This is a genomic window from Ralstonia pickettii, from assembly GCF_001699815.1.
Lineage (GTDB): Bacteria > Pseudomonadota > Gammaproteobacteria > Burkholderiales > Burkholderiaceae > Ralstonia > Ralstonia thomasii.
Genome location: NZ_MCGB01000086.1, coordinates 41,075 through 65,340, shown reverse-complemented (window position 1 = coordinate 65,340; position 24,266 = coordinate 41,075). Strand labels below are relative to the sequence as shown.

The 24,266-nt window shown below is 65.7% G+C and carries 22 protein-coding genes, 1 tRNA gene and 1 pseudogene; 17 read left to right on the top strand and 7 right to left on the bottom strand.

What is annotated here, in order from left to right; all coding sequences use genetic code 11:
- The first annotated feature begins 193 nt into the window (after positions 1-193).
- From def to BEK68_RS17725, 15 genes and pseudogenes are all read left to right on the top strand, one after another.
- Positions 194-709: a peptide deformylase gene (gene def, locus BEK68_RS17795; RefSeq protein WP_004628316.1), complete on the top strand. Its 516-nt coding sequence runs from the start codon at positions 194-196 to the stop codon at positions 707-709.
- Between the two features lie 10 nt (positions 710-719).
- Complete coding sequence (locus tag BEK68_RS17790; RefSeq protein ID WP_012436837.1) at positions 720-2,744, top strand: ArnT family glycosyltransferase; 2,025 nt, start codon at positions 720-722, stop codon at positions 2,742-2,744.
- 57 nt (positions 2,745-2,801) lie between these two features.
- Complete coding sequence (gene fmt / locus BEK68_RS17785; protein WP_012436836.1) at positions 2,802-3,785, top strand: methionyl-tRNA formyltransferase; 984 nt, start codon at positions 2,802-2,804, stop codon at positions 3,783-3,785.
- 31 nt (positions 3,786-3,816) lie between these two features.
- The gene (locus tag BEK68_RS17780) at positions 3,817-4,473 is read left to right on the top strand and encodes a LysE family translocator (protein ID WP_012436835.1); all 657 of its coding nucleotides are present in this window, start codon (positions 3,817-3,819) and stop codon (positions 4,471-4,473) included.
- A gap of 120 nt (positions 4,474-4,593) precedes the next feature.
- The gene (gene htpX / locus BEK68_RS17775; protein WP_012436834.1) at positions 4,594-5,454 is read left to right on the top strand and encodes a zinc metalloprotease HtpX; all 861 of its coding nucleotides are present in this window, start codon (positions 4,594-4,596) and stop codon (positions 5,452-5,454) included.
- Between the two features lie 103 nt (positions 5,455-5,557).
- A complete protein-coding gene (gene rsmB / locus BEK68_RS17770; protein WP_012436833.1) occupies positions 5,558-6,889 on the top strand; it encodes a 16S rRNA (cytosine(967)-C(5))-methyltransferase RsmB in 1,332 nt (443 codons plus the stop codon).
- 13 nt (positions 6,890-6,902) lie between these two features.
- The gene (locus tag BEK68_RS17765; protein WP_012436832.1) at positions 6,903-7,673 is read left to right on the top strand and encodes a DUF4390 domain-containing protein; all 771 of its coding nucleotides are present in this window, start codon (positions 6,903-6,905) and stop codon (positions 7,671-7,673) included.
- Positions 7,670-10,140: pseudogene (locus tag BEK68_RS17760) on the top strand (sensor histidine kinase). Before BEK68_RS17765 ends, BEK68_RS17760 begins: the two are co-directional and overlap by 4 nt.
- Before the next feature lie 36 nt (positions 10,141-10,176).
- The gene (locus tag BEK68_RS17755) at positions 10,177-10,887 is read left to right on the top strand and encodes a response regulator (protein WP_004628331.1); all 711 of its coding nucleotides are present in this window, start codon (positions 10,177-10,179) and stop codon (positions 10,885-10,887) included.
- Between the two features lie 67 nt (positions 10,888-10,954).
- Positions 10,955-11,030 (top strand) — tRNA-Phe (locus BEK68_RS17750).
- Between the two features lie 286 nt (positions 11,031-11,316).
- A complete protein-coding gene (locus BEK68_RS17745) occupies positions 11,317-11,622 on the top strand; it encodes a hypothetical protein (protein WP_004628332.1) in 306 nt (101 codons plus the stop codon).
- Between the two features lie 183 nt (positions 11,623-11,805).
- Positions 11,806-12,714 carry a MurR/RpiR family transcriptional regulator gene (locus tag BEK68_RS17740; RefSeq protein ID WP_012436830.1) on the top strand — a complete coding sequence of 303 codons (909 nt, stop codon included), beginning with the start codon at positions 11,806-11,808 and terminating at the stop codon, positions 12,712-12,714.
- Between the two features lie 16 nt (positions 12,715-12,730).
- Positions 12,731-14,086 (top strand): aspartate aminotransferase family protein, encoded by a 1,356-nt coding sequence (locus BEK68_RS17735; RefSeq protein WP_012436829.1) that lies wholly within the window; start codon positions 12,731-12,733, stop codon positions 14,084-14,086.
- A complete protein-coding gene (locus tag BEK68_RS17730) occupies positions 14,083-14,916 on the top strand; it encodes a 3-keto-5-aminohexanoate cleavage protein (protein ID WP_024542034.1) in 834 nt (277 codons plus the stop codon). Before BEK68_RS17735 ends, BEK68_RS17730 begins: the two co-directional genes overlap by 4 nt.
- 83 nt (positions 14,917-14,999) lie before the next feature.
- Positions 15,000-15,905: a glutamate/aspartate ABC transporter substrate-binding protein gene (locus BEK68_RS17725; RefSeq protein ID WP_012436827.1), complete on the top strand. Its 906-nt coding sequence runs from the start codon at positions 15,000-15,002 to the stop codon at positions 15,903-15,905.
- Positions 15,906-15,935: 30 nt separating this feature from the next.
- Here the strand turns inward: BEK68_RS17725 and BEK68_RS17720 are convergent, their stop codons facing one another.
- The 4 genes from BEK68_RS17720 to BEK68_RS17705 form a co-directional block, all read right to left on the bottom strand.
- Entirely contained in the window at positions 15,936-17,168 is a 1,233-nt protein-coding gene (locus BEK68_RS17720; RefSeq protein WP_137910862.1) for a multifunctional CCA addition/repair protein, read from the bottom strand.
- A 50-nt stretch (positions 17,169-17,218) separates the two neighbouring features.
- A complete protein-coding gene (locus tag BEK68_RS17715; protein WP_004628344.1) occupies positions 17,219-17,908 on the bottom strand; it encodes a glutathione S-transferase family protein in 690 nt (229 codons plus the stop codon).
- A 224-nt stretch (positions 17,909-18,132) separates the two neighbouring features.
- Positions 18,133-19,137 carry a complex I NDUFA9 subunit family protein gene (locus tag BEK68_RS17710; RefSeq protein ID WP_004628346.1) on the bottom strand — a complete coding sequence of 335 codons (1,005 nt, stop codon included), beginning with the start codon at positions 19,135-19,137 and terminating at the stop codon, positions 18,133-18,135.
- A gap of 183 nt (positions 19,138-19,320) precedes the next feature.
- Positions 19,321-21,273, bottom strand: a complete 1,953-nt coding sequence (locus BEK68_RS17705) for a lytic transglycosylase domain-containing protein (RefSeq protein WP_004628348.1) — start codon at positions 21,271-21,273, stop codon at positions 19,321-19,323.
- 43 nt (positions 21,274-21,316) lie between these two features.
- Here BEK68_RS17705 and BEK68_RS17700 point away from each other — a divergent pair, with 43 nt between their 5' ends.
- Together BEK68_RS17700 and BEK68_RS17695 are read left to right on the top strand one after the other, a co-directional pair.
- Positions 21,317-21,922 (top strand): 5-formyltetrahydrofolate cyclo-ligase, encoded by a 606-nt coding sequence (locus BEK68_RS17700; RefSeq protein WP_012436825.1) that lies wholly within the window; start codon positions 21,317-21,319, stop codon positions 21,920-21,922.
- 17 nt (positions 21,923-21,939) lie between these two features.
- On the top strand, positions 21,940-22,554 hold the full coding sequence (locus BEK68_RS17695) for a pyridoxamine 5'-phosphate oxidase family protein (RefSeq protein WP_012436824.1): 615 nt from the start codon (positions 21,940-21,942) through the stop codon (positions 22,552-22,554).
- Between the two features lie 4 nt (positions 22,555-22,558).
- Here BEK68_RS17695 and BEK68_RS17690 read toward each other — a convergent pair whose 3' ends face one another.
- The 3 genes from BEK68_RS17690 to BEK68_RS17680 are packed head-to-tail and all read right to left on the bottom strand — an operon-like array spanning position 22,559 to position 24,241.
- Positions 22,559-23,026 (bottom strand): TfoX/Sxy family protein, encoded by a 468-nt coding sequence (locus BEK68_RS17690; protein ID WP_012436823.1) that lies wholly within the window; start codon positions 23,024-23,026, stop codon positions 22,559-22,561.
- 29 nt (positions 23,027-23,055) lie between these two features.
- Positions 23,056-23,886: a methylenetetrahydrofolate reductase [NAD(P)H] gene (metF, locus tag BEK68_RS17685; RefSeq protein ID WP_004628355.1), complete on the bottom strand. Its 831-nt coding sequence runs from the start codon at positions 23,884-23,886 to the stop codon at positions 23,056-23,058.
- A 10-nt stretch (positions 23,887-23,896) separates the two neighbouring features.
- Positions 23,897-24,241: a phage holin family protein gene (locus tag BEK68_RS17680; RefSeq protein WP_004628357.1), complete on the bottom strand. Its 345-nt coding sequence runs from the start codon at positions 24,239-24,241 to the stop codon at positions 23,897-23,899.
- Positions 24,242-24,266: the final 25 nt, after the last annotated feature.

Here is a 24,266-nt window from a genome sequence, read left to right as displayed (position 1 = left end):
TCGACGCCTCACCGCCGCGGCTGTACGCAGTTCTGCGCTGCAGCAAGAGGGGTATGGCATCCAACATTCGTCAGGCTTTTTCCTAAGCCATGTGGCGGATAGCGCCCCCGATTCTGCATGACATTCCAAGCGATCGCAATTGAAGGCAACCCCTCGTTAGCGTGGCCTTCTGCAACCGTTGTTGCCAAGCATCATGGCCCTACTGAATATCCTGCAATACCCTGACCCGAGGCTGCACAAAGTCGCCAAACCGGTTGCCGTTGTGGATGACCGCATCCGCAAACTGGTGGCCGACATGGCCGAGACCATGTACGAGGCGCCGGGCGTTGGCCTGGCTGCCACGCAGGTCGACGTGCACGAGCGCGTGATCACCATCGACGTGTCGGAGTCGCGCGACGAGCTGCGCGTGTTCATCAACCCGGAGATCCTCTGGGCAAGTGACGAGCACAAGGTCTGGGACGAAGGCTGCCTGTCGGTGCCCGATATCTATGACAAGGTCGACCGCCCGGCGCGAGTGCGCGTGCGCGCACTAAACGAGAAGGGCGACACCTTCGAGCTTGAGGCAGACGACCTGTTGGCCGTGTGCATCCAGCATGAGATGGATCACCTGATGGGCAAGGTCTTCGTCGAATACCTCTCGCCGCTCAAGCAGACGCGCATCCGGTCCAAGCTCAAGAAGCACCAACGCGACGCGGCGCCCCACCGTTGAACGCGTTCCGATGCCTGCCGACGCCGACGCGCGCCCTCGCTCCATCCCGCTGATGCCGATCGCTCCCGCCAAAGCAGGCACCAACGTAAGCCCGCGTCGCCTGTCGGCGCTGCTGGTGAGGCGTTGGCGCGCCGTCGTCGTGCTGATGCTGTGCGCGTATTTTGTTGCCGGCACGTTCTGGCGCGCGCCGTGGAAGGCCGACGAGCCGTATTCCTTCGGCATCGTCATCAACATCATCGAGCGTGGCGACTGGGTCATCCCCAATGTCGCCTTCGAGCCGTTCGTCGAAAAACCCCCGCTGATGTACTGGACGGGCGCGCTGGCCGCGCTGGCGCTGCCCGACATGCCGCCCCACGAAGCCGTGCGCGTGGCGGTGCTGTTCTGGATGGCGCTGACGTGCTGGGCGGTCTGGCGCACGGCGCGCCTGCTGCGCAGCGAAGCGCGCGACTGGCGCTTGCGCGTCGGTGCGGATCTGGCGCGCGGACGTCCGGGGCTGACGCTGTCCGCACGCCGCGAAGCCGGTCTCGACGCCGGCGGTGCTGCGCTGCGCGACTATGCGCTGGGCGCGCTGCTTCTGTTTGCCGGCTGCATCGGGCTGGTCGAGCACGTCCACAAGTTCATTGCCGATGTGCCGCAGTTGGCCGGCGCGGCGATCGCCCTGTATGGCGTCGTGCGCTTCGTCAAAGAGAGCGAAGCCGGTGGCGCAAAGGGCGTCGATGTGCTGCGCCCAGCGCTTTGGTTCGGCACGGGCATCGGTGTGGCCTTCCTGGGCAAGGGCGTGCTTGTGCCGGGACTGTTCGCGATCACGCTGCTGGCGGCGATCGCGCTGCTGCCGGATTTCCGCAACCGCCAGGCATGGCGTTTTTATGGCCTATCGCTGCTGGTGGCGCTGCCATGGCTGGCGATCTGGCCGGCCATCTTCTGGCACGAATCGCCGGACCTGTTCATCGAATGGTTCTGGGTCAACAACCTGGGCCGCTTCTTCGGCTTCTCACATCTGGGCGGCGAGAAAGGGTCGCTGACGACCACCATCCGATCGATCTTCCTGACCGGCACGCCCGCTGTGTGGCCGGCGGTGGCCGTGCTGGGCGTGTCGCTGTACAAGCTCGCGCGGCAACGCGGACGCGGCGCGCGCACGGCGTGGCTGCTGCCATATCAGGGGCACCTTGTCGTTTCGCTGTTCGTGCTGGTGACGATTGCCGTGGTGCTGCGCTCGGCCGTGCTGCGCGATGTTTACTTGATGCCGCTGCAGCCGGCGCTGGCCGTGCTGGGCGCGCCGATGCTGCTGCTGATTGCGCCCGCATGGCGTGCGCGTGCATGGGGCGCGGCGGTAACGTTGTTTGGTGTGCTCGGGCTGGTGGTCTGGGCCGTGTGGGGCGCGCTCGTTACCAGCGGCGGGCAGCTGCTGCCGGGCTGGCTGGCCAAGGTGCTGGGCCGCGTGCTGCCATTGCCGTATGACATGCTGGTCCACCCGTTTGCCGTATTGGCGGCAGGGGCAATCACGGCGCTGTGGGCCGTCTGCGTGTGGCTGCGGCCCGCGCGCTCGGGCGTGGTCGCATGGGCGGCAGGCCTGGGTATGGTGTGGGGCCTGCTCGGCACCCTGCTGATGCCGTGGGTGGATGACGCCCGCAGCTACCGACCGCTGTTCCAGGCGATCAAGCCGGTGCTCGAATCCGCGCAGATCTGCGTGGCCACACGCGGCATGGGCGAAAGCGAGCGCGCGCTGATGCACTACGAAACCGGCGTGCGCCCCGTCAAATGGCTGCTGGGCCACAGCGGCGCCGGCGACGATCACCGCCCCAACCCGATCGCGCGCACCTGCGACCTGATACTGGTGCTCGAAAAACGACCGGAACACGCCCGACGCCGCCCCCACGGAAACAACTGGGAAATGGTGTGGCGCGGCAGCCGTCCGGGCGACACGAACGAAACCTTCTCGCTGTTCCAGCGGCGCGGCAATGGCGTGTCTGAGGCGCTGCCGTCGCCCGAGCCCATTGTGCCGCTGACCGACACCCCGTATCGCGGCCGTCGTTAGGCCCAATGCGCTACGCTGTCGTGTAGCGCGCTTCCCCTCGTTTTCCGTTTCCCATCCATGACGTCCACCCTTCGCGTAGCGTTTGCCGGCACGCCTGAATTTGCGCAGATTGCCCTGGCGGCGATCCACCAGGCCGGCTTTCCCGTGGTTGCCGTGCTGAGTCAGCCGGATCGCCCGGCTGGCCGCGGCATGCAATTGCAGGCAAGCCCCGTCACGCAGTACGCAGTCACGCATGGATTCGCGCCCATCCTCCAGCCGCCGTCGCTACGTCGCACTGGCAAGTATCCACAGGAAGCCGCCGAAGCCATCGATGCACTGACCGCCCAGCGCCCCGACGTGATGGTCGTCGCGGCCTACGGCCTGATCCTGCCGCAGGAAGTGCTCGATCTGCCGCGCTTTGGCTGCATCAACATCCACGCATCGCTGCTGCCGCGCTGGCGTGGCGCCGCGCCCATCCACCGTGCGATCGAAGCGGGCGACGCCGAATCCGGCATCACGCTCATGCAGATGGATGCGGGACTGGATACCGGCGACATGATCGCCATGGAGCGCGTGCCCATCGGCCTGACCGACACGACCGGCACGCTGCACGACACGCTGGCCGCGCTCGGCGGACGCATGGTGGTGGAGGCGCTCGCCAAACTGGCGCAAGACGGCAAGCTCCACGCCACGCCGCAGCCGGCCGAAGGCATCACGTATGCGGAGAAGATCGCCAAGGACGAAGCCGCGCTCGACTGGTCGCGCCACGCCGCCGCGCTGCTGCGCCAGGTGCATGCGTTCAATCCGTTTCCTGGCGCCTCGGCCGCGCTGGATGGCGTGGCGATCAAGTTCTGGCAGGCGGAGGTGCTGGCCGATCGCCCGGCTGAGGCGGAACCCGGCGTGGTACTCGCCGCCAATGCCGAGGGCGTCACCATCGCCTGCGGCGCCGGCGCGCTACGCGTGACGCAACTGCAAAAGCCAGGCGGCAAGCGCCTGCCCGCACGCGAATTCCTGCAAGGCCTGGCGATCCAGCCCGGCCAGCGCTTCGCATCGCGCGGCTAACCGCCCCCTCTATATAGAAGAGGATTTCGTCATGACCGCGCTGGGCATCGTCAATCTGCCGCTCTTCATGCTGGCCGTATTTCTGCTGAATGTAACGCCGGGGCCCGACACGGCCTATATCGTCGGGCGCAGCGTCTCGCAAGGACGCGCGGCGGGGCTGCTGTCGTCGCTGGGGGTATCGGCGGGCTGCTGCGTGCACGTGCTGGCGGTCGCGTTCGGGCTGACGGCGCTGCTGGCCGCGTCCACCGTGGCGTTCACGGTCATCAAGGTGGTGGGCGCGGCGTACTTGATCTACCTGGGTGGCCGCATGCTGCTGGCGCCGCCCGAACGCGACGACGCCCCGGCCGAAGAAGCGGAAACGCCCGCCGCCAAACGCCCGCGTCCGCTCAAGTCGTTGTTCATGCAGGGTTTTCTCACCAATGTGCTGAACCCGAAGGTCGTGCTGTTCTTCCTGTCGTTCTTCCCGCAGTTCGTTGATCCGCACGCCGCGCACAAGGCGCTGGCGTTCCTGGCACTGGGCGCGGTGTTCATTGTCATGTCGACGATCTGGAATAGCCTCGTGGCGTGGGTAGCCGCCAGCGTCACGCGCCGGGTGGCGGGCAAGCCCGGCATCAAGCGCTGGCTCGATCGCGTGGTCGGCACGGCGTTCATCGGCCTGGGCGCGCGGCTGGCGTTCACCACCCGTTGATGCGTCAAGCGCCATCTGCGGCGAAATATCGCGCAAGTGCCGCGCAAACCCTTGAATTCTCAGCGATTATCGCGATCTAACGCATTCACAAGACCCGAGACCCACAGGAGCCACGCCCCCATGTTCAACTGGATCAAGACCTTCATGTTGATGGCAGCGATCACCGCGCTGTTCATCGTCATCGGCGGCATGATCGGCGGACGCAGCGGGATGATGCTGGCGCTGCTGTTCGCGCTGGGCATGAATTTCTTCTCGTACTGGTTCTCCGACAAGATGGTCCTGCGCATGTACAACGCGCAGGAAGTCAACGAGACCAGCGCGCCGCAGTTCTACCGCATGGTGCAGGAGCTTGCCGGCCGCGCCGGCCTGCCGATGCCGCGCGTCTACCTGATCGACGAAGCCCAGCCCAACGCCTTCGCCACCGGCCGCAACCCCGAGCACGCCGCCGTGGCGGCCACGACTGGCATCCTCAACATCCTGTCGGAGCGTGAACTGCGCGGCGTGATGGCCCATGAACTGGCACATGTGCAGCACCGCGACATCCTGATCTCGACCATCTCGGCCACCATGGCCGGCGCGATTTCGGCGCTGGCGAACTTTGCCGTGTTCTTCGGCGGGCGCGACAGCGAAGGCCGTCCCGCCAACCCGATCGCCGGGATTGCGGTGGCGATCCTCGCGCCGCTGGCGGCCGCGATGATCCAGATGGCGATTTCCCGCGCGCGTGAGTTCGAGGCCGATCGCGGGGGCGCGACCATCAGCGGCGACCCGCAGGCGCTGGCCTCAGCGCTGGACAAGATCCACCGCTATGCGGCCGGCATTCCGTTTGCCGCCGCTGAAGCCCACCCGGCTACCGCGCAGATGATGATCATGAACCCGCTGCACGGCGGGGGCCTGGCCAACCTGTTCAGCACGCACCCGGCCACGGAAGAGCGCATCGCGCGCCTGATGCAGATGGCGCAGACGGGTCAATATCCGGCGTAAAAGCGGCAGCCCGGCCGGGCGCTTCCTTTATACTTCCGCAGTCCGCACGAGCCCGCCCATCGCGGGCTCGTTGCATTTTGTCCGCCTGATTTCCTGCTGTCTGATGCGCCTGCCGTCCGATTCCCTCGCCCACGCCTTGTCGCTTGCTGCTGCCGCACTGGGCAAGCTGCGGCAGGGCACAGCATTGCCGCAGGCCATCGATGCCGTGTGCCACGGCCAGCCCGCGCCGGCGCGGGGTGCCGTGCAGGATCTCGCCTACCGCGCCACGCGCTGGCTCGGCAGCACCGATTGGCTGATCCGCACGCTGATCCCGCGCCCGCCAGCCGAAGGCGCCGCCAATCTGCTGCGCGTGGCGCTCGCGCAATTGCTGGACGATCCACAGCCGTATGCACCGTTCACGGTGGTCGATCAGACCGTGACGGCCGCCTCGGCCGACCCGAAGCTTTCGCACGGCAAGGGCATGATCAATGGCGTGCTGCGCCGGTTCCTGCGCGAGCAACCTGCGCTGGTCGCAGACATGCAGGCGGATCCGTCGGCCGCCACCAACTACCCGATGTGGTGGATCGACGCCGTACGCAGCGCGTATCCCGACGCCTGGCAAACCATCCTGGCCGCCGGCAACCGCCGCCCGCCGATGGTGCTGCGCGTGAACCCGCGCCGCATTGCCGTCGACGCGTATCTCGCGCGCCTGGCCGAAGCAGGCATCGACGCCGAGCGCATCGGCGAACAGGCTGTACGCCTTGCGCGTGCCATTCCCGTTTCCGATGTGCCCGGTTTTGCCGATGGCGATGTCTCGGTGCAGGACGCCGGGGCGCAACTGGCGGCAACGCTGCTCGACGTGGCACCCGGCCAACGCGTGCTCGATGCCTGCGCCGCACCCGGCGGCAAGACGGGCCATCTGCTTGAGCTAGCCGACCGCCTGGACGCAACGGCGCTAGAGTCGGATGCCGCACGCGCCGTGCGCATCAGCGAAAATCTCACCCGCCTGAACCAGACCGCCACCATTTGCGTTGGCGACGCGGCGAAACCCGACACCTGGTGGGACGGCCGACCGTTCGACCGCATCCTGGCCGATGTGCCGTGCTCGGCCGCCGGCATCGTGCGGCGCCATCCGGACATCCGCTGGCTGCGTCGCCCGGCCGACCTCAAGGCGCTGGTCGCGCTGCAGCGGGACATCGTGCGCGCCCTGTGGGCATGCCTGAAGCCCGGTGGCAAGCTGGTTTATGTCACCTGTTCGATTTTTCCGACGGAAGGCGAGGACCAGGCCCGATGGTTTGAACGCCATCTGGAAGATGCGATACGATTGCACGCGCCCGGCCAGTTGCTGCCGGTCTCGCCCGACGCGGCGCAGGCCAGCGGGTTCGCCTCCGGCGCGTCGCCCATGCCGCTCGATCACGACGGCTTCTTTTACGCGGTTTTCCAGAAACGGCCCTGATGCACCGACCGTTGTGACTGTCATCCTTCGCCCATCGATCCGGCTGCTGCAAACCCGGTTCCGGCAGATTCTGCAACGGCTGGTCGCGCTGGTCGCATTGAGCATGCTGTTCCTGTGGTGCCCGGTCACGGCATCCGCACAGTCCATCGAAATCAACCGGGCCCAACTCGAATACGCCGACGGCGGCTGGAACCTGTCCGCCGATTTCGATTTCGACCTGCCCAGCAACCTCGAAGACGCGGTCAACAAGGGCATCGCGCTCTACTTCCTGGTCGAATTCGAACTGATCCGCCCGCGCTGGTATTGGTTTGACGACCACGCCATCAGCGCCACGCGCGTGGTGCGGCTGTCGTATCACCCGCTCACACGCCAATACCGCGTATCGACCGGCGGCCTGCAGGTGCCGTTCTCGCGGCTGAAAGACGCCGTCGACTTCATGCAGCACGTGCGCGGCTGGCGCGTGTTCGAGCAGCGCGCCGTCAAGGCCGGCGAAACCGTGCAGGCCGAGGTACGCATGCGCCTGGACGTGACGCAGTTGCCCAAGCCATTCCAGATCAACGCAGTCAACACGCGCGACTGGAATCTCAGTTCAGAGTGGAGGCGCTTCAGCCTGCTGGTGCCGAACGAGCCGCCTGCCCCGGCGCCCACGCCTGCTGCGCCACCGGCCAGCCCACCGGCATCCTCGCCGCCTGCTTCCGGTTCGTCGGGCCTGTCGCCCAATCCGGGCTGGGGGATGAGCGCCGGCCCGTCCAGCGCAGGCACGTTGCTGGCGCCCGCCAAATGATCTTCGATCGCAGCTACAAGCGGCTGCTCTATCAGGTGGTGGCCGGCACCATCGTCTTCCTGGCGATCGTGCTGGTCGGGCTGCTGGCTGCCGCATCGGCCAACACCGAGTTCTTCGACCGGTATTTCGCGCTGCTCTACAAGGTCAACCTCGTCATCGGGGTGCTGCTGGTGGTGATCATCGGCGGGCTGATGCTGGCGCTGGCGCTGCGCGCGCGGCGCGGCAAGTTCGGCACGCGGCTGATGACCAAGCTGGCGGTGTTCTTCGGCGTGGTGGGCGTCCTGCCGGGGGTGCTGATCTATCTGGTGTCGCTGCAGTTCGTGTCGCGCAGTATCGAGTCGTGGTTTGACGTGAAGGTCGAATCGGCGCTGGAGGCCGGCCTGAACCTTGGCCGCTCGACCATGGACACGGCGCTGGCCGATCTGCAGAACAAGGGCCGCCTGATCGCGGAGCAGGTGGGCGATGGGTCCACCTCGGCCACGGCCATCACGCTCAATCGATTGCGCGAGCAGTTCGGCGTGCAGGAGGCGACCATCTTCACGGCCAGCGGCCGCGTGATCGCCACCGCGTCAAACAGCTACGACACACTTGTGCCGAACCTGCCCGACCAGGCAGTGCTCGAACAGGCCCGCGCGCCGGGCGGCTATGCCAGCGTGGAAGGCGGCAGCGATACCGAAACCGATGGCGCCTCCGCGCCGGCCGCCGCGGCGCCATCGGCACGCAACAGTGGCCGCCGCAGCGATCTATACCAACTGCATGTGGTGGTGGCGCTGGGCACGTCGTTCCGCGAAGAGCCGAGCCTCGGGCTGAGCACGCCCGCACGCAAATGGGCCGGCACCGGTTTGCTGGCAGACCGCCGGCCGGACGATGGCAGCAGCACTTCGCGCGGCTTCGGGCTGATCGGCGAGAGCGGCCGCGACGAACGCTTCCTGCAGCTCGTGCAACCGGTGCCGCAGGCGCTCGCCCGCAATGCCGATGCCGTCCAGCGCGCCTACCAGGAATACCAGGAGAAAGCGCTCGGCCGCACGGGCCTGCGCAAGATGTACATCGGCACGCTCACGCTCACGCTGTTCCTGGCGGTGTTCATCGCGGTGATGCTCGCGCTGCTGCTCGGCGCACAGCTGGCACGGCCGCTGCTGATGCTGCTCCAGGGCACGCGCGAAGTGGCCGAGGGCGACCTCTCGCCCAAGCGAGAGCTGCATACGCGCGACGAACTCGGCGTGCTCACCCAACAGTTCAACCAGATGACGCGGCAGCTGGCCGACGCGCGCCGCGCCGTAGAGCAGAATCGAGCGGCACTTGAGCAATCGAAGGCCTATCTTGAGAGCGTGCTGACCAACCTGACCGCCGGCGTCTTCGTGTTCGACCATCGCTTCGTGCTGCTGACTGCAACCCGGGTGCCGAGCGCATCTTCAAACAGCCCTTCGGCGCGTGGGTCGGCCAGGCGCTGACCAGCATCACGCCGGTGGCCGCCTTCGCACCGGTGGTCGAACAGGCCTTTGCCGAACAAGACGCAAGCACGGCCGCCGGCGGCGCAGCAGCCCACTGGCAGAAGCAGGTCGAAATTCCGCTTGAAGACGAAGATGAACCCCTCACGCTGCTGGTGCGCGGCACGCGCCTGCCCGGCCCGTCGGTGGGCGCACACGGCACCGAGCGCGGCTACGTGGTGGTGTTCGACGATATTTCCGACGTGATCTCGGCGCAGCGCTCGGTGGCGTGGGGGGAGGTCGCGCGGCGCCTCGCGCACGAGATCAAGAATCCGCTCACGCCCATCCAGCTCTCTGCCGAGCGCCTGGAGATGAAGCTCTCGCCCAAGTTGTCGGACACCGACGCCGAAGTGCTGCGGCGCGGCGCCACCACCATCGTCAACCAGGTGGCGGCGATGAAGCGCATGGTCGATGACTTCCGGGACTACGCCCGCACACCGCCGGCCATGCTGCAGGACCTGGACCTCAACGCGCTTGCCGCCGAGGTGCTGCACCTGTACGGCATCGATCACCCTGACCGCCGCGACCATCCCGTCATCGAGGCCAAGCTGGGCGCCAATCTGCCGCTCATCAAGGGCGACCCGACGCAACTGCGCCAGGTCATCCACAACCTCCTGCAGAATGCGCAGGACGCCGTGGCAGAGAACGAAGCGGCCGGGCGACCTGCTCCGCATGTCATGTTGCAAACTGACACGGTAGAATACGACGACGCCTCGGGCGCGCGGCGGCAGGCCGTGCGGCTTGCGATCGCGGACAACGGCGGCGGGTTCTCTTCCCGCATCCTCAACCGCGCCTTCGAGCCGTACGTCACGACCAAAGCCAAGGGCACAGGATTGGGCTTGGCCATGGTGAAGAAAATCATGGACGAGCACGGGGCGCGCATCGAATTGCGCAACCGCCAGTCCAGCACAACATCGGGCACATCGGGTACCGACATCGTCGGCGCCCAGGTTTCCATACTGTTCGTAAAACTCGCGTAGCGCGGACGGCAATCCCGCCGCACATAGAGGAAAAGCATGGCCACCATCCTCGTTGTCGACGACGAAATGGGTATCCGGGAGTTGCTCTCCGAAATCCTCGGAGACGAAGGGCACGTTGTTGAAGTCGCCGAGAACGCGCAGCGCGCGCGCGAATACCGCGCGAACGCAACGCCCGACCTCGTCCTGCTCGATATCTGGATGCCGGATACCGACGGCGTGACGCTGCTCAAGGAATGGGCATCGCAAGGTCTGCTGACCATGCCCGTCATCATGATGTCGGGCCACGCCACCATCGACACTGCTGTCGAGGCGACCAAGATCGGCGCGCTGAATTTCCTGGAGAAGCCCATCGCGCTGCAGAAACTGCTGACCGCGGTGGAGCAGGGGCTGTCGCGCAGCAAGGAAAAGCCGCGCTCGGCCACACCGGCTGCCGCTCCGGTGGCGGGACTCGCAGGCGCCATGCCAAACGCCGCCGCAGGTACACCCGCCGCGCTCGAGCGCACCGACATCAATGGCGTACCGACCCGTGCAGCCGAAAGCGGCGGCATGCAGTTCTCGTTCGACATGCCGCTGCGCGAGGCGCGCGACCTGTTTGAGCGCGCGTACTTCGAATATCACCTGCAGCGTGAAGGCGGCAGCATGACGCGCGTAGCAGAAAAGACCGGTCTGGAGCGGACTCACCTGTACCGAAAGCTCAAGCAACTGGGCGTCGAACTCTCGCGTAACAAGGGCGAACCGGCGACCTGATCATCAAAGTGCTCGGAGGTACTTGACGACAAGGCGCACACCCTGTCATACTTGCTTTTCTTTGCTTGGCCCGGTAGCTCAGTTGGTAGAGCAGCGGATTGAAAATCCGCGTGTCGGTGGTTCGATTCCGCCCCAGGCCACCAAAATTCTTCGCTCTTCAAGATCGATTGATTTTGCAGAGCAACAAAAAAGACCTCCTCGCGAGGTCTTTTTTCATTCCTGCGGCGCCATTCGCAGGCGCCCGCCCTCTCCCTTTTGCCGCTCCAGCCGCCGATCTGCGGCGCAGTGTCGCACTCACAAAAAATGTACCCGCACCTCTTGACGCAGCGCAGCTCAGGGTATACCTAGCGGCGCAAACTGCGCCAAACTGTCGCAGGTCTCGGTATAGTGACTCAACGCTATCAAACGGCAAGCACAAGGAGATTCTCCATGGCACTCGTTGGCACCGGTCACCACCACTTCCATTTCCACGCTTTCGACGGCATCAGCCGCAAGACGCGGTTGACGTGGTTGCGCAATGCCGCAGCGCTGATGTGTTTGATGGCCCTCGTCGCGGCCATGTGGGTGGGCGGCAATCTGTCAGCCTTGATGCATACGCCGCTCATGAGCGGGATCTCGTCGCTGGGCGCGGTGATGATTCTTGCCTGTACGTGCATGGCGCTGAGCCTGCTTGGCCTGATCGGGGCTGGGTTCTTCCAGCTCCGCATGGAGCAGGTCGACGCACCGGCAACCTGAGACACGCGCGCATCACACGCACAACGGAGGCTTCGGCCTCCGTTTTTGTTTGCCCGCCACGGCCGTACGCCTTGAGATGCGGCCGTTTTATTTTTTGCGCACCGCCGCCAAGGTGAATTCGGTATTGACTCAACTGTTTCAAATAAGTAGTTTACGAAACAGTTGAATCACCACGATCACCTCATGACATTCGATGGGCTCATGCAGACGCTGCGCGACCGCGCGGGCGATCTGTCCCCGCAATTGCAGCGCGCCGCCATGTTGCTTGAGACGCACCAGCGCGACATCGCGCTGCTCTCGATGCGGGACCTGGCGCGCCGCTGCGACCTGCCGCCGGCCACGTTCTCGCGCCTGGCACGCGCGCTGGGCTTTGATGACTTTGCCGCCCTGCGCGACATCTGCGTGAACCACCTGCGCCAACAGGCCGATGGCTTTGCCGGCCGCGCCAGCGCGTTGCAGGGCGACGATGCGGCAGGCGCATCAGACGCCGAGCGCATCGGCATGACCATCGGTGCGCATGTGCAATCGGCGTTTTCGCCGGCCAACCTGGCGGCACTCGACACGGTGGCCGCCGCCCTCTGCAGGGCGCGCCGCGTCTTTTTGCTGGGCGCGCGCAGCTGCCTGGCGCTGACGCATGCGTTCGGCTATGCCGCCCAGCTGTTCGACGAGAAAGTCACGTTGTGCGCTGGCAGCGGCAACACGCTGGCCGACCCGCTGCGCTTTTGCGGCGAGGGCGACATTGTGGTGGCTGTCACCTTTGATCCCTACACGCGCGAAGTCATCGAGGCGATGCAGTACGCGCATGCGCGCGGGGCGCGCCTCGTGTACGTGACCGACAGCGCCATCGCCCCCGGCGCTGAACTGGCGTGGCAACACCTCGTCGCGCCTGTCGCCATTCCGTCGTTCTTCCATTCGCTGGCCGCACCGATGGCGCTGCTCGACGCGCTGCTGATGACGTGGTTCCGCCACGCCGGCCCAACGGCGCTCGCCCACCTGGCCGACAGCGACGCCCAGCTCAAGCAACAAGCCGCCTACGTGCGCAGCGCCCGCCGCAGTGAAGCGGCTGTCGCCGTGCCGCCCACCCAACGTTGACCGTTCCCGATCGCCCATGACACCGTCCACCACCTCCGTCTTCCACCGCGACCCACGCAAGACGCTGCCCACCGCTGTCGGCGGCGATGGCATGACCCTCATCGACTCCGACGGCAAGCGCTATCTCGACGCCTGCGGCGGTGCCGCCGTTTCGTGTCTCGGCCACGGCCACCCGCGCGTGGTGGACGCCATCTGCAAGCAGGTGCGCGCGCTGGCTTATGCGCACACGTCTTTCTTCACGACGGACGCGGCCGAAGAACTGGCCGCACGCCTGGCCGCTGCGGCACCGGGCGATCTGGACCACGTGTACTTCGTCTCCGGCGGTTCGGAAGCGATTGAAGCGGCGCTGAAACTCGCACGCCAATACTTCGTTGAGATCGGCCAGCCGCAGCGCCAGTACTTCATCGCACGGCGCCAGAGCTATCACGGCAACACGCTGGGCGCACTGGCGATTGGCGGTAACGCATGGCGCCGGGAACCCTTCCTGCCGCTGCTAGTGCCTGCCCACCATGTATCCCCTTGCTATGCGTATCGCGAGCGCCTGGATGGCGAGAGCGACGCGCAATACGTGCAGCGCCTGGCCGATGAACTGGACGCGAAGATCGTCGAACTCGGCACGGAGAACGTCGCGGCCTTCGTCGCCGAGACGGTGGTGGGCGCCACGGCCGGCGCGGTGCCGCCGGTGGGTGACTACTTCCGCAAGATCCGCACAGTGTGCGATCGCCACGGCGTGCTGCTGTTGCTCGATGAGGTGATGTCCGGCATGGGGCGCACCGGCTACCTGTTCGCCTGCGAGGAAGATGGTGTGGTGCCAGACATGGTCGCCATTGCCAAGGGGCTGGGCGGCGGGTATCAGCCGATCGGCGCGACGCTGGTGAATCGCCGCATTGTCGACGCGATCACGAAAGGCAGCGGCTTCTTCCAGCATGGCCACACTTACATTGGCCACGCGACTGCGTGCGCGGCGGCGCTGGAAGTGCAGAAGGTGATCGAAGAAGAGAACCTGCTTGCCAACGTGCAGGCGCGTGGCGAGCAACTGCGTGCAGCGCTGCGTGCACGCTTTGCCGACCACGCCCACGTAGGCGACGTACGCGGGCGCGGGCTGTTCATCGGCGTGGAGCTGGTAGCGGATCGCGCAACCAAGGCGCCGCTGGCACCTGCATGCAAGACGCACGCGCGCGTGAAGGCCGAAGCGATGCAGCGCGGCCTGATGGTGTATCCGATGGGCGGCACGATTGACGGACGGCGCGGTGACCACATCCTGCTGGCGCCGCCGTTCATCGCCACCGCTCAGGACATCGACGCCATCGTCGAACGCTTGGGCGATGCGGTTGACGCCGCCACCACCAAGGCGCTGGAGGCCGCGTGGTGACCCGGCCCATCGCCATCGCCGTTGCGCCCAACGGTGCGCGCAAGACGCACGCCGATCATCCCGCACTGCCGATCACGCCCGACGAACTGGCCGCCTGCGCACGCCAATGCGTGGATGCCGGCGCCGCGATGCTGCATCTGCATGTGCGCCGCGCCGACGGCACGCATAGCCTGGAGCCTGACGACTACCGTCCGGCCATCGCCGCCGTGCAACGAGCCGTGGGCGATGCGCTGGTGATTCAGATCACCACCGAGGCCGTTGGCATCTACACGCCCGAACAGCAGATGGCATCGGTGCGTGCGCTGCAGCCCGAAGCGATTTCCGCCGCGCTGCGCGAACTGGCACCGGATGCCGCGCACGACGCGCAAGCCGCGCGTTTCTTTGGTGAGCTTGCCGCCGCGCACACGGCGATCCAGTACATCCTCTATTCCGCTGACGACGTGATGCGCTACCGCGACCTGCGCACACGCGGCGTGCTGCCCGACACGCCGCACTGGGTGCTGTTCGTGCTCGGCCGCTACAGCGCCGGCCAGCGCTCCGATCCCACCGACCTGTTGCCCTTCCTGCAAGCGTGGACCGACGGCGGTGCCATCACCGCCAACGTGCCTTGGGCGATGTGTGCGTTCGGCCCGCGTGAAGCCGAATGCGCGCTCAGCGCAGCGCTGCTCGGCGGCCATGCGCGCCTGGGGTTCGAAAACAACATGGCGCTGCCCGACGGCAGCACGGCGCCCGACAACGCGGCGCTCGTCCGCAACCTGCGGCGGCATCTCGACGCGCTGCACCTGCCGCTGGCCAGCGCGGCAGAGTTGCGCAACTGGTTCGGCCGATAAGACGCTCCGCATTCATCGCCACGAAGTCAAAGCACAGACGGCCGCAACACAACAGGCCGCGCACCACAACCATTGGAGGAAAGATGCGTTTGACCACCCGCTGTATCCGAACCTTCCCGCTGGCACTGGCCAGCCTACTCGCGATCGGCGCGCACGCGCAGGCGCTGGACGGCACGCTGAAGAAAATCCAGGACAGCAACACGATCCTGATCGGCGTGCGCGAATCGTCGATTCCGTTTTCTTACCGCGACAGCAAGAACGAGATCGTCGGTTTCTCGGCAGACCTCTGCTCGCGCGTGATCGACGCCGTCAGGAAGAAGACGGGCAAGCCCAACCTGGACATCAAGCACATTCCGGTGACGTCGCAGAACCGGACATCGCTGGTGCAGAACGGCTCGGTGGACCTCGAGTGCGGCGTGACCACGCACCTGAAATCACGCGAGCAGCAGACGGCGTTTTCGACCACCTTCTTCATCGCCGGCACGCGCCTGCTGACCAACGTGAAATCGGGCGTAAAGGATTTCCCGGACCTGGCGGGCAAGTCGGTGATCACCAACGCGGGCACGACGTCGGAACGCATCCTGCGCAGGATGAACGACGAGAAGAAGATGAACATGAACGTGATCAGCGGCAAGGATTACGGTGAATCGTTCCTCACGCTGCAGAGCGGCCGCGTGGCGGCGTTCATGATGGATGACGTGCTGCTGGCCGGCGCACGCACGCTGGCGCAGAAGCCCGACGACTGGGTCGTGACCGGCACGCCGCAGTCGTTCGAAGCCTACGGCTTCATGCTGCGCCGCGACGATCCTCAGTTCAAGAAGCTGGTGGACGACACGATGGCCGGCGTGATGAAAAGCGGCGAGGTCAAAGCACTGTACGCCAAGTGGTTCGAGAAGCCGGTACCGCCCAAGAACCTGAACTTCAATTTCCCGATGAACGATCAGTTGAAGGCGCTGTACGCCAACCCGAACGACACGCCGTTCGAGTGAGCGGCCGCATGGCCGGCTCCGGTTGACGACCTAGACGCCGGCCTGTGCAACGGCCTCGATGCGCGCCTGATGCACGGCCTGCTTGATGTGCGCCGGGTTGTCGGCATAGCGCTTTGCGACGGCGCCAGCATCGATCGACGATGCAGCCGCCAGCGCGCGCAGCAGGCGCTCCGTCTGTGGATAGCTGCGGTCTTCAAACCCGAGACGACCGCGCGCATCGGCCTCGCACGCCTGCAGGGCCTGACGAAAACGATCGGGCTTGCGCAGGGCGTCGCAACGCTCAAGCAGGCGTACCAGCGCTGCCGCATCAAAGCCATCGCAGCGGTGAATGTTGCCGTGCTCGCGCGCCACCACCAGGGCGAGCTCGCGGCACTCTGTCGGCACACGCAGGCGCTGGCAGACGGCTTCGATCAGCGGCACGCTGCGCCCTTCGTGGCCGATGTGGCGCGGCAAGATGTCGTCGGGGGTGGTGCCCTTACCGAGGTCATGCACCAGCGCGGCAAAGCGTACCGGCAGCGACGTCGCCATCGCAGCAGCGGTTTCGATCACCATCATGGTGTGCACGCCGGTGTCGACTTCGGGGTGGTAGTCGGCGCGCTGCGGCACGCCCCACAGCCGGTCAAGTTCGGGCAGCAGGCGCACCAGCGCACCGCAGTCACGCAGCACGGCAAACATGCGCTGCGGATGCGCCTCCATCAGGCCTCGGGCAATTTCCTGCCACACCCGCTCGGGCACCAGCGCATCGACTTCGCCGGCCTGCACCATGCGCTGCATCAGCGCGTTGGTTTCGGGTGCGACATGAAAATCGGCAAAGCGCGCAGCAAACCGCGCCAGCCGCAGGATGCGCACCGGATCCTCCATGAACGCATCGGATACATGCCGGAACGTGCGCGAGGCCAGATCAGCCTGCCCTCCATACGGATCGACGACGGGGCCCACCAGCGCGCCGTCTTCCGCCACGCGCTGCGCCATCGCGTTGATGGTCAGGTCGCGGCGGATGAGGTCGTCTTCGAGCGTGACGTCCGGTGCGTAGTAGACCGAAAAACCCTTGTAACCGGCAGCCGTCTTGCGCTCGGTGCGGGCGAGCGCGTATTCGGCTTGCGTGGCCGGGTGCAGGAACACCGGAAAATCCTTGCCGACGGCGCGGAAGCCACGCGCCTCCATATCTTCGGGCGTGGCCCCGACCACAACGTAGTCCCGGTCCTGCACCGGCAACCCGAGCAGCGCGTCACGAATGGCGCCGCCCACGGCATACACATCCAGCCCGTGCGTGGCTGGATCGACGATGGCTTCCGTCTGTGATGCGCGTTCCGTCATTGATTGGCGGCAACCAGCGTGTCTTCGTCCGGCGCAGTGCGGTACGGCTCGTCGTCGGCGAGGAAGTCATGCTCGGCGCGCGCACCGTCGATCCATTCCTGCATGGCGGGCAGGTTGAGGATGGAGTCGGCGTAGGCCTTGGCGGCCTCCGGCAGACGTACACCATACGTGGCGAAGCGGCTGACCACCGGCGCGTAGAACGCATCGGCCACCGTGAAGTGGCCGAACAGGAACGGGCCTTCTGCCGCGTACTTCTGGCGCAGCTCGGTCCACATAGCGGCAATGCGGTCGATGTCGCGCTGCACCGCCACGTTCCAGCCCATGCCGGGCAGCACGGCCGTCACGTTCATCGGCATGTTGTTGCGCAGGTTGGTGAAGCCGCTGTGCATTTCAGCGCAGATCGAGCGGGCATGCGCGCGGGCCTTCGGGTCAGCCGGCCACAGTTGCGCGCGCGGAAAGCGCTCAGCCAGCGTCTCGCAGATGGCGAGCGAATCCCACACGTTCATGTCGCCGTCCACCAAGACCGGCACGCGGCCGGCGGGCGAATGGCGTGCCACGTCGGCGGCAAAGGTCTCGCTCAGCAGGCGCACGCGGATCTCTTCGAACGGAATGCCGGCCTGCTTGGCGAGCAGCCACGGCCGTAGCGACCACGACGAATAGTTCTTGTTGCCGATGACCAGTTTCATGATTCCCGTCCTTGGAGAGTGCACTGCAATTGTTGTGGGAGCCCGCCAGCATCGCGCAGGAATGCCGGGCGCTCTAGTTTTGTTGTATCGGAAGCGGCGAGCGGCAGCGCGAAGGCGAGCGAACCATTCTAGCCCTGCGCTGCAGCGCCACAAAATGAAACGGATTGGCCACGGTTGTGAAGCGGATTCACAAACAGGGCGAATCCTCCGCGTTTCCGTAGCGGCTAGCGATGGACCCGCGTACGTGCAGCACGCAATCCGCGGTCCGGCCCCAAGCCGGCCAGGGCCGGCAGCATCACGGCCTCCATGCCGAGCGGGTGGATGCCGAGTTCGGGCGCGACCGGTTCCATGCTGACGTTGTCCACACGCATGGAGTCGAGGTTGTCCCGCGAGATCGGCGCGCCGGGCAGGTGCTCCAGCAGCGCGGCCTGCATGCGACCCAGGCCTTCGGGCAGCGGCACGATCCAGCGCGGGTGGCCGCTGGCACGTCCGGCAAAGCGCATCAGTTCGGCCAACGTATAGACGCGCGGCCCGACCAGCGGGTAAGCATGCCGGATCGTCGCCGGCTTCTTGAGCGCATTGATGAACGCGGCGGCCACGTCGTCCACGTACACGGGCTGGAAGCGCGCATCGGCACAGGCCAGCGGCACAAACGGCGCCATCCGCTGCATGCTCGCGAACAGATTCAGGAAGTGGTCCTGCGGCCCGAACACTACCGAGGGACGGAACACCGTCCAGTCAAGCTCGCTGTTCATGACCACGCGTTCGCCGTCGCCCTTGCTGCGCAGGTACATCGATGGGCCGGCCGGGTCGGCGCCCAGCGCGCTCATGTGCAGCAGCCGGTTCACGCCATGGCGTCGGCATGCGGCGACGATGCGGCGGGGCAGGTCGACATGCACGCGCTGGAAGTTCGGCCCGTACGGCATCTCGCGCGCATCCTGCAGCACGCCGACGAGGTTGATGACGGCACAGTGCTCGCCGCCGCGCTCGGTCAGCGCCAGGAACAGCGCGTCGAGGGCGTCGTCGGCGTAGATGTCGGCATCCATTACGTCCACACGGGGCAGCAGCGTGAGGTTGTGCGCGCGGGACGACTCAGGATCGCGCGTGGGCACGATCATGCGGCCTTCGGGCAGGCCCGGCGCAGAAAATGTCTCCGTCACGAGCCGCGACAGCAACTGCGAACCGATAAAACCGGTACCGCCAAAGATGAGCAGATTGGAGGGCTGCATGGAGGCATCTCCAAGACGGGTGGGGGGGCAACACCACAATACATCCCGAACGCGATCGCCCCCAAGGTAAGTCGACACGGCGTGCCGCAGGCCACACTTCTGTGCGCCAGCCAGCGCACGCGCCCATGAAAAATGCCCGCGTTGCGGCGGGCATTGGGTGACAACCGGATGACGATGATGCGCTTACGGCAGATCGTCCGGCGTCACGGATTCCGGCACCACCTTGCCCAGGCGGTCCTTCAAGGACTGCGGGCGACCGGTCAGCAATGCGCTGTAGTACGTCGCGTTCGACAGCACGTTTTTCACATACGTGCGCGTCTCGTTGAACGGAATCGTCTCGGCGAAGATCGCGCCTTCCACCGGGCGCGCGAGCGTCGAGCGCCAGCGTTTCGGGCGGCCTGGGCCCGCGTTGTAGCCGGCAGTCGCCAGCGTGACCGAACTGTCCAGGTTGGTCAGGATCATCGACAGGTAGGCCGTACCCAGCAGCACGTTGGTATCGATGTCGCTCATCTGCGAAACGCGGAACCCCGGCAGGCCAATCTTCTTGGCAATGTGCTTGGCGGTTTCCGGCATCACCTGCATCAGGCCCGAGGCACCCACCGACGAACGTGCGTCCATGATGAAGCGGGATTCCTGGCGGATCAGGCCGTAGGCCCAGGCAATGTCCAACCCCACCGCATCGGCGTTGCGCTGGACCACATTGAGGTACGGCGTCGGGAAGCGCAGCGAGAAATCGTGCTCAGTCTTGGTCTTGTCCGCCGAATTGACGGTGCGATCGAGCAGGCCGAGCTTGCGGCCATATTCGGCTGCGGCCAGCAACTCGCGGTCGCTCATGTTGCGCAGCTCCCAGTTCCACTCGCGGTTGCCTTCGAAGCGCAGATTCAGGTCGTACAGCTTCTTGGCACGCCCAAAGCCCGGGTGGTTGCGGCCCATCACGTCGATCTCGGCGTCGGCCACGGTCGTGCGGGGCGGCACGGTGATGCGCTGACCGAGTTCTTCCTGCGCCAACTGGCCATAGAAGTTGAACTGGCCGGCAATCGACTGGAACTGCTGGCGAGCTTCATCGTTGCGATTGTCGGCCTTGAGCGCACGGCCATACCAGTACGTCCAGGCGGGGTCTCGATCGCGCAGGCTGGGACGCATTTTTTCAACGGCCTGACGCACCATCTTCCAATCCCCCGCGCGCAGGGCCGCGCGCACGCGCCACTCCTGCGACTCGTCGGAGAGGTAGGCATCGCCGCCGAGCGTCAGCTGGCGACGGTAGGCGTCCAGCGCATCCGGCGTCTGCTTCTTGGCGGCGTACTGGCCGATGACGCCCCAGCCCGCGCCTTGCTCTTCGCGCGACAGGCTGCCGGTTTGCGCCAACAGATACGCCGTCGCCTGCGACGGATCGTTGCGCGCCATGCGTGTCACGTTGGCCAGCGTATCGTTGTCCACGCGATCGCCGTCGGGCAGCAGCGCGGCAATGCGCGACGCCTGCGTGACGAGGTTCTGCTCCAGCGACAGCCGCGCCGCAAAGGCCACATCCGCACGGGTGAACTGCTTGGACTGCGCCAGATAGCCGATCAGGTCGACACACCCTTCGCCATAGCCCTTGGGATCCGACAGCGTGTTCCGTGCATCGGCTGCCACGTTCTGGCCCTTCATCGCGCGCGAGAGCAGGGCATAGCACTCGACCTGCGCGTCGTCCTTCAGCACAAAGTTGGGGTACTCGGCATCGAAGGTGGCCCAATCGCGCTTCTTGCCGAGCACAAGCAGCCAGTCGTTGCGCAGCCGGTCGGCGATCGCCTCGCCCTTGTAGCGCTGCAGGAACGAGCGGATCTCATCTTCCGGGGCATCGGTACGCGCATAGCCGCTGGCATCGTACAGCTGCGGCTTGATGCGGAAGTACTGCACGTAGGACTGGATCGGGTAATCGGAGAGGCTGTCGGCCAGCTCCCAGCTGCGCGACACATCGTTGCGGCGCGCCGCGTTGCGCAGCTCGACAAACGCGTCATCCGGATTGGCTGGAATGCCCTGCGGCGCCTGGCGCTTTGCGGCCACCGCCAGCGGCGTCGGGCCGACCACACTCATGCCCACCACGCCCGCAAAAGCCAGCGCGACCGCGCGATATACTGCCTTGGCCTTCAATGTCATCTCCTGCCCCATCCAATCACTGTTAGGTCTGCCGAATTATCCCATGCCAGCCTTAGGCAACCCGCACGATCCGGCCAATCCCACCACGCCAATCGAATCGCGCCGCACGCTGCGCACCATGTTGCTCGATGCACGCGCCGCGCTGCCGGATCGCATTGCCCACGATGCTGCGCTGGCGCATCACCTGGCTGGGTTGCTGAATACACTGCCCGTCAAGCGCCTGGCCGCCTACTGGCCAACGCAGGGAGAGTTCGATGCGTTGACCGTGCTGGACCACTGGCTGGCGGCCGACGCCACGCGCCATGCACTGCTGCCTGTAGTGACTGACAAAGTTTCGCCACTTCAGTTTCGGCGATGGACGCCCAATTGTGAAATGACGCCCGGCGCGTACAACATCCCCATCCCCCGCTCGGGTGAGACGGAAACGCCCGATGCCTTGCTGATCCCCTGCGTGGGCTTTGACGCGCAGCGCTATCGCATTGGCTACGGCGGCGGCTTCTATGACCGCACGCTCGCTGCGCTGCATGCCGCCGGACACCGCCCCCGCACGATTGGCGTGGCATACGAAGTGAGCCGCGTGGAATCCATCGCACCGCAATCGCACGACATCGCGATGGACTGCATCGTCACCGAGTGCGGCGCGTTTTAATCCGCCACAGGAAGACCATGTCCCACACGCTGAAAACCTTTGCCGACCTTGAAGCGGTGTATGGCGCCCCGAACCCGCGCTCGCTGCTCAAGGAGATCGACCACCTGAACGCCGACTACCGCGCGTTCGTGGAGGCGTCGCCGTTCATCGTGCTGTCATCGGTGGGCGCGCAGGGCACGGATGCCTCGCCGAAGGGCGACGCGCCGGGCTTCGTCCGCATCCTGAACGAACGCCTACTGGCGATTCCCGATCGACCCGGCAACAATCGCATCGACAACCTGCGCAACATCGTCGAAGACGGCCGCGTGTCGGTGCTCTTCATCGTGCCGGGCGTGGGTGAAACATTGCGCGTGAATGGCACAGCCACCATCTCGGCCGATCCGGAGCTGCTCGCGTCATTTGCGGTGCAGGGCAGGCTGCCGCGCAGCGTGATCCTCGTGCAGGTGCAGACGGTGTATTTCCACTGTTCGAAGGCGCTGGTGCGCTCAAAGCTGTGGGAACGCGGCGCGCAGGAAAACAAACCGGCCGTACCCACCGCAGGCAAGATCCTGCAGCACATCAGCGGTGGTGCATTTGATGGCGACGCCTATGATCGCGAATTGCCCGAGCGCCTGAAGACCACGCTGTACTGAGGGTTCAGCGCTTGGCTGTCTTTTTTTCGGCGACCTTCTTGGTCGCCGTTGTCTTTGTTGCCTTGGGCACATTAGGCGCCTTGGCAGTCTTCGCTGCGGCGCGCTTCGGCTTGGCCGCCTTGGCATTCGCGTCACGCAGCGCCGCTTCAATAGCCAGCCGCGCCCAGTCGCGCAATGGCTGTCCACCATCGAGCGCCTCTGCCGGCGTGCTCAGATAGCCCGTCATGCTGATGGTGCGGCCGTTGCGCTCGTAGCTGAACGGCGTGCATTTCTCAGCGAGAAAACGTTCGCGCGTGAGGTCGTCCACGCGCAGGTAAGACGTGCCGCGCAGCACGAGCGCAAACACGATGTCGTCGTAATACAGCGCCGCGCCGCTGAACATCCGGCGGGCGCGGATCTCGCCGATCTGTGCCGCGAGCGGCCGGAGTTCGTCAAGCAACCAGGCGATCAGCGGATCGGGTGCGGCTGCCATGACGATCTCCTTTGCTGTGCTCTTGCTGGTTACAGGCCCAGCCGCTGCCAGATCGCCCGCGTGGAGCCGGCGGCGTTGAGCGTGTAAAAGTGCAGGCCCGGCGCGCCGCCTTGCAGCAGGCGGTCACACATGGCCGTCACCACGTCCAGACCGAAGGCGCGGATCGATTCACGGTCGTCGCCGAAGCCTTCGAGGCGCTTGGCGATCCAGCGCGGCACTTCCGCACCGCACATCTCGGAAAAGCGCATGAGCTGCGACGAATTCGTGATCGGCATGATGCCGGGCACGATGGGCACGTCCACGCCGAGCTTGCGTGCGTCGTCGACGAACTGGAAATACGCGTCGGCGTTGAAGAAGTATTGCGTGATAGCGGAGTCCGCACCGGACTTCACCTTGCGGGCGAAGTTCTCCAGATCGTGCCGGGCGGAGCGCGACTGCGGGTGGTATTCCGGATACGCCGCCACTTCGATGTGGAACGCCTCGCCGGTTTCCTGGCGGATGAATTCGACCAGCTCATTGGCGAAGCGAAATTCACCGATCTCGCCCATGCCTGACGGCATATCGCCGCGCAGCGCCACGATGCGGCGGATGCCGTGCTCGCGATACGTGTTGAGAATGCCGCGGATGCTCTCGCGCGACGAGCCCACGCACGACAGGTGCGGCGCCGCCTCGATGCCTTCGCGCTGGATTTCCACCACGGCGTCGAGCGTGCCCTGCTGCGTGGTGCCGCCCGCGCCAAACGTCACGGAAATAAAGCGCGGCTTGAGCGGCGAAAGCTGCGCGCGTGTGTTGCGCAGCTTCTCGGCGCCTTCCGCCGTCTTGGGCGGGAAGAATTCGAAACTGAATTGACGGTCTTGCATGACAGAAACCTTAAGCCTCGCGCAGCAACAGGCTCGAGAGCAGCCACGAGATCACGCTGTACAGGATGGAACCCAGCAGCGCGGCGCCAAAGCTGGCCACCTGGAAGCCCGCCAGCAGGTTGCCGACAAACAGGAACAGCAGCGCGTTGATGATGAAGATGAACAGCCCGAGCGTGAGCAGCGTCACCGGCAGGGTGAGGATCACCAGGATCGGGCGGATCAGCGTGTTGACCAGACCCAGCACGAGCGCCGCGATCAGCGCGGAGCCGAAGCCGTTGACGTGAATGCCTTTGAGCAGATAGGCGACAAGAAGCAACGCCAGCGCGTTGATGACCCAGACAGCGAGCAGTCTCATGGGGAGTCCTCGGGTTGAATGCCGG

Bases quoted from the DNA above. Each gene is read 5' to 3' on its own strand.
- metF (WP_004628355.1), bottom strand. From the start codon at position 23,886: ATGCAAGACCGTCAATTCAGTTTCGAATTCTTCCCGCCCAAGACGGCG.
- fmt (WP_012436836.1), top strand. From the start codon at position 2,802: ATGACGTCCACCCTTCGCGTAGCGTTTGCCGGCACGCCTGAATTTGCG.
- BEK68_RS17780 (WP_012436835.1), top strand. From the start codon at position 3,817: ATGACCGCGCTGGGCATCGTCAATCTGCCGCTCTTCATGCTGGCCGTA.
- BEK68_RS17705 (WP_004628348.1), bottom strand. From the start codon at position 21,273: ATGACATTGAAGGCCAAGGCAGTATATCGCGCGGTCGCGCTGGCTTTT.
- rsmB (WP_012436833.1), top strand. From the start codon at position 5,558: ATGCGCCTGCCGTCCGATTCCCTCGCCCACGCCTTGTCGCTTGCTGCT.
- htpX (WP_012436834.1), top strand. From the start codon at position 4,594: ATGTTCAACTGGATCAAGACCTTCATGTTGATGGCAGCGATCACCGCG.
- BEK68_RS17715 (WP_004628344.1), bottom strand. From the start codon at position 17,908: ATGAAACTGGTCATCGGCAACAAGAACTATTCGTCGTGGTCGCTACGG.
- BEK68_RS17790 (WP_012436837.1), top strand. From the start codon at position 720: ATGCCTGCCGACGCCGACGCGCGCCCTCGCTCCATCCCGCTGATGCCG.
- BEK68_RS17740 (WP_012436830.1), top strand. From the start codon at position 11,806: ATGACATTCGATGGGCTCATGCAGACGCTGCGCGACCGCGCGGGCGAT.
- BEK68_RS17690 (WP_012436823.1), bottom strand. From the start codon at position 23,026: ATGGCAGCCGCACCCGATCCGCTGATCGCCTGGTTGCTTGACGAACTC.
- BEK68_RS17680 (WP_004628357.1), bottom strand. From the start codon at position 24,241: ATGAGACTGCTCGCTGTCTGGGTCATCAACGCGCTGGCGTTGCTTCTT.
- BEK68_RS17735 (WP_012436829.1), top strand. From the start codon at position 12,731: ATGACACCGTCCACCACCTCCGTCTTCCACCGCGACCCACGCAAGACG.
- BEK68_RS17710 (WP_004628346.1), bottom strand. From the start codon at position 19,137: ATGCAGCCCTCCAATCTGCTCATCTTTGGCGGTACCGGTTTTATCGGT.
- BEK68_RS17755 (WP_004628331.1), top strand. From the start codon at position 10,177: ATGGCCACCATCCTCGTTGTCGACGACGAAATGGGTATCCGGGAGTTG.
- BEK68_RS17700 (WP_012436825.1), top strand. From the start codon at position 21,317: ATGCCAGCCTTAGGCAACCCGCACGATCCGGCCAATCCCACCACGCCA.
- def (WP_004628316.1), top strand. From the start codon at position 194: ATGGCCCTACTGAATATCCTGCAATACCCTGACCCGAGGCTGCACAAA.
- BEK68_RS17695 (WP_012436824.1), top strand. From the start codon at position 21,940: ATGTCCCACACGCTGAAAACCTTTGCCGACCTTGAAGCGGTGTATGGC.
- BEK68_RS17745 (WP_004628332.1), top strand. From the start codon at position 11,317: ATGGCACTCGTTGGCACCGGTCACCACCACTTCCATTTCCACGCTTTC.
- BEK68_RS17725 (WP_012436827.1), top strand. From the start codon at position 15,000: ATGCGTTTGACCACCCGCTGTATCCGAACCTTCCCGCTGGCACTGGCC.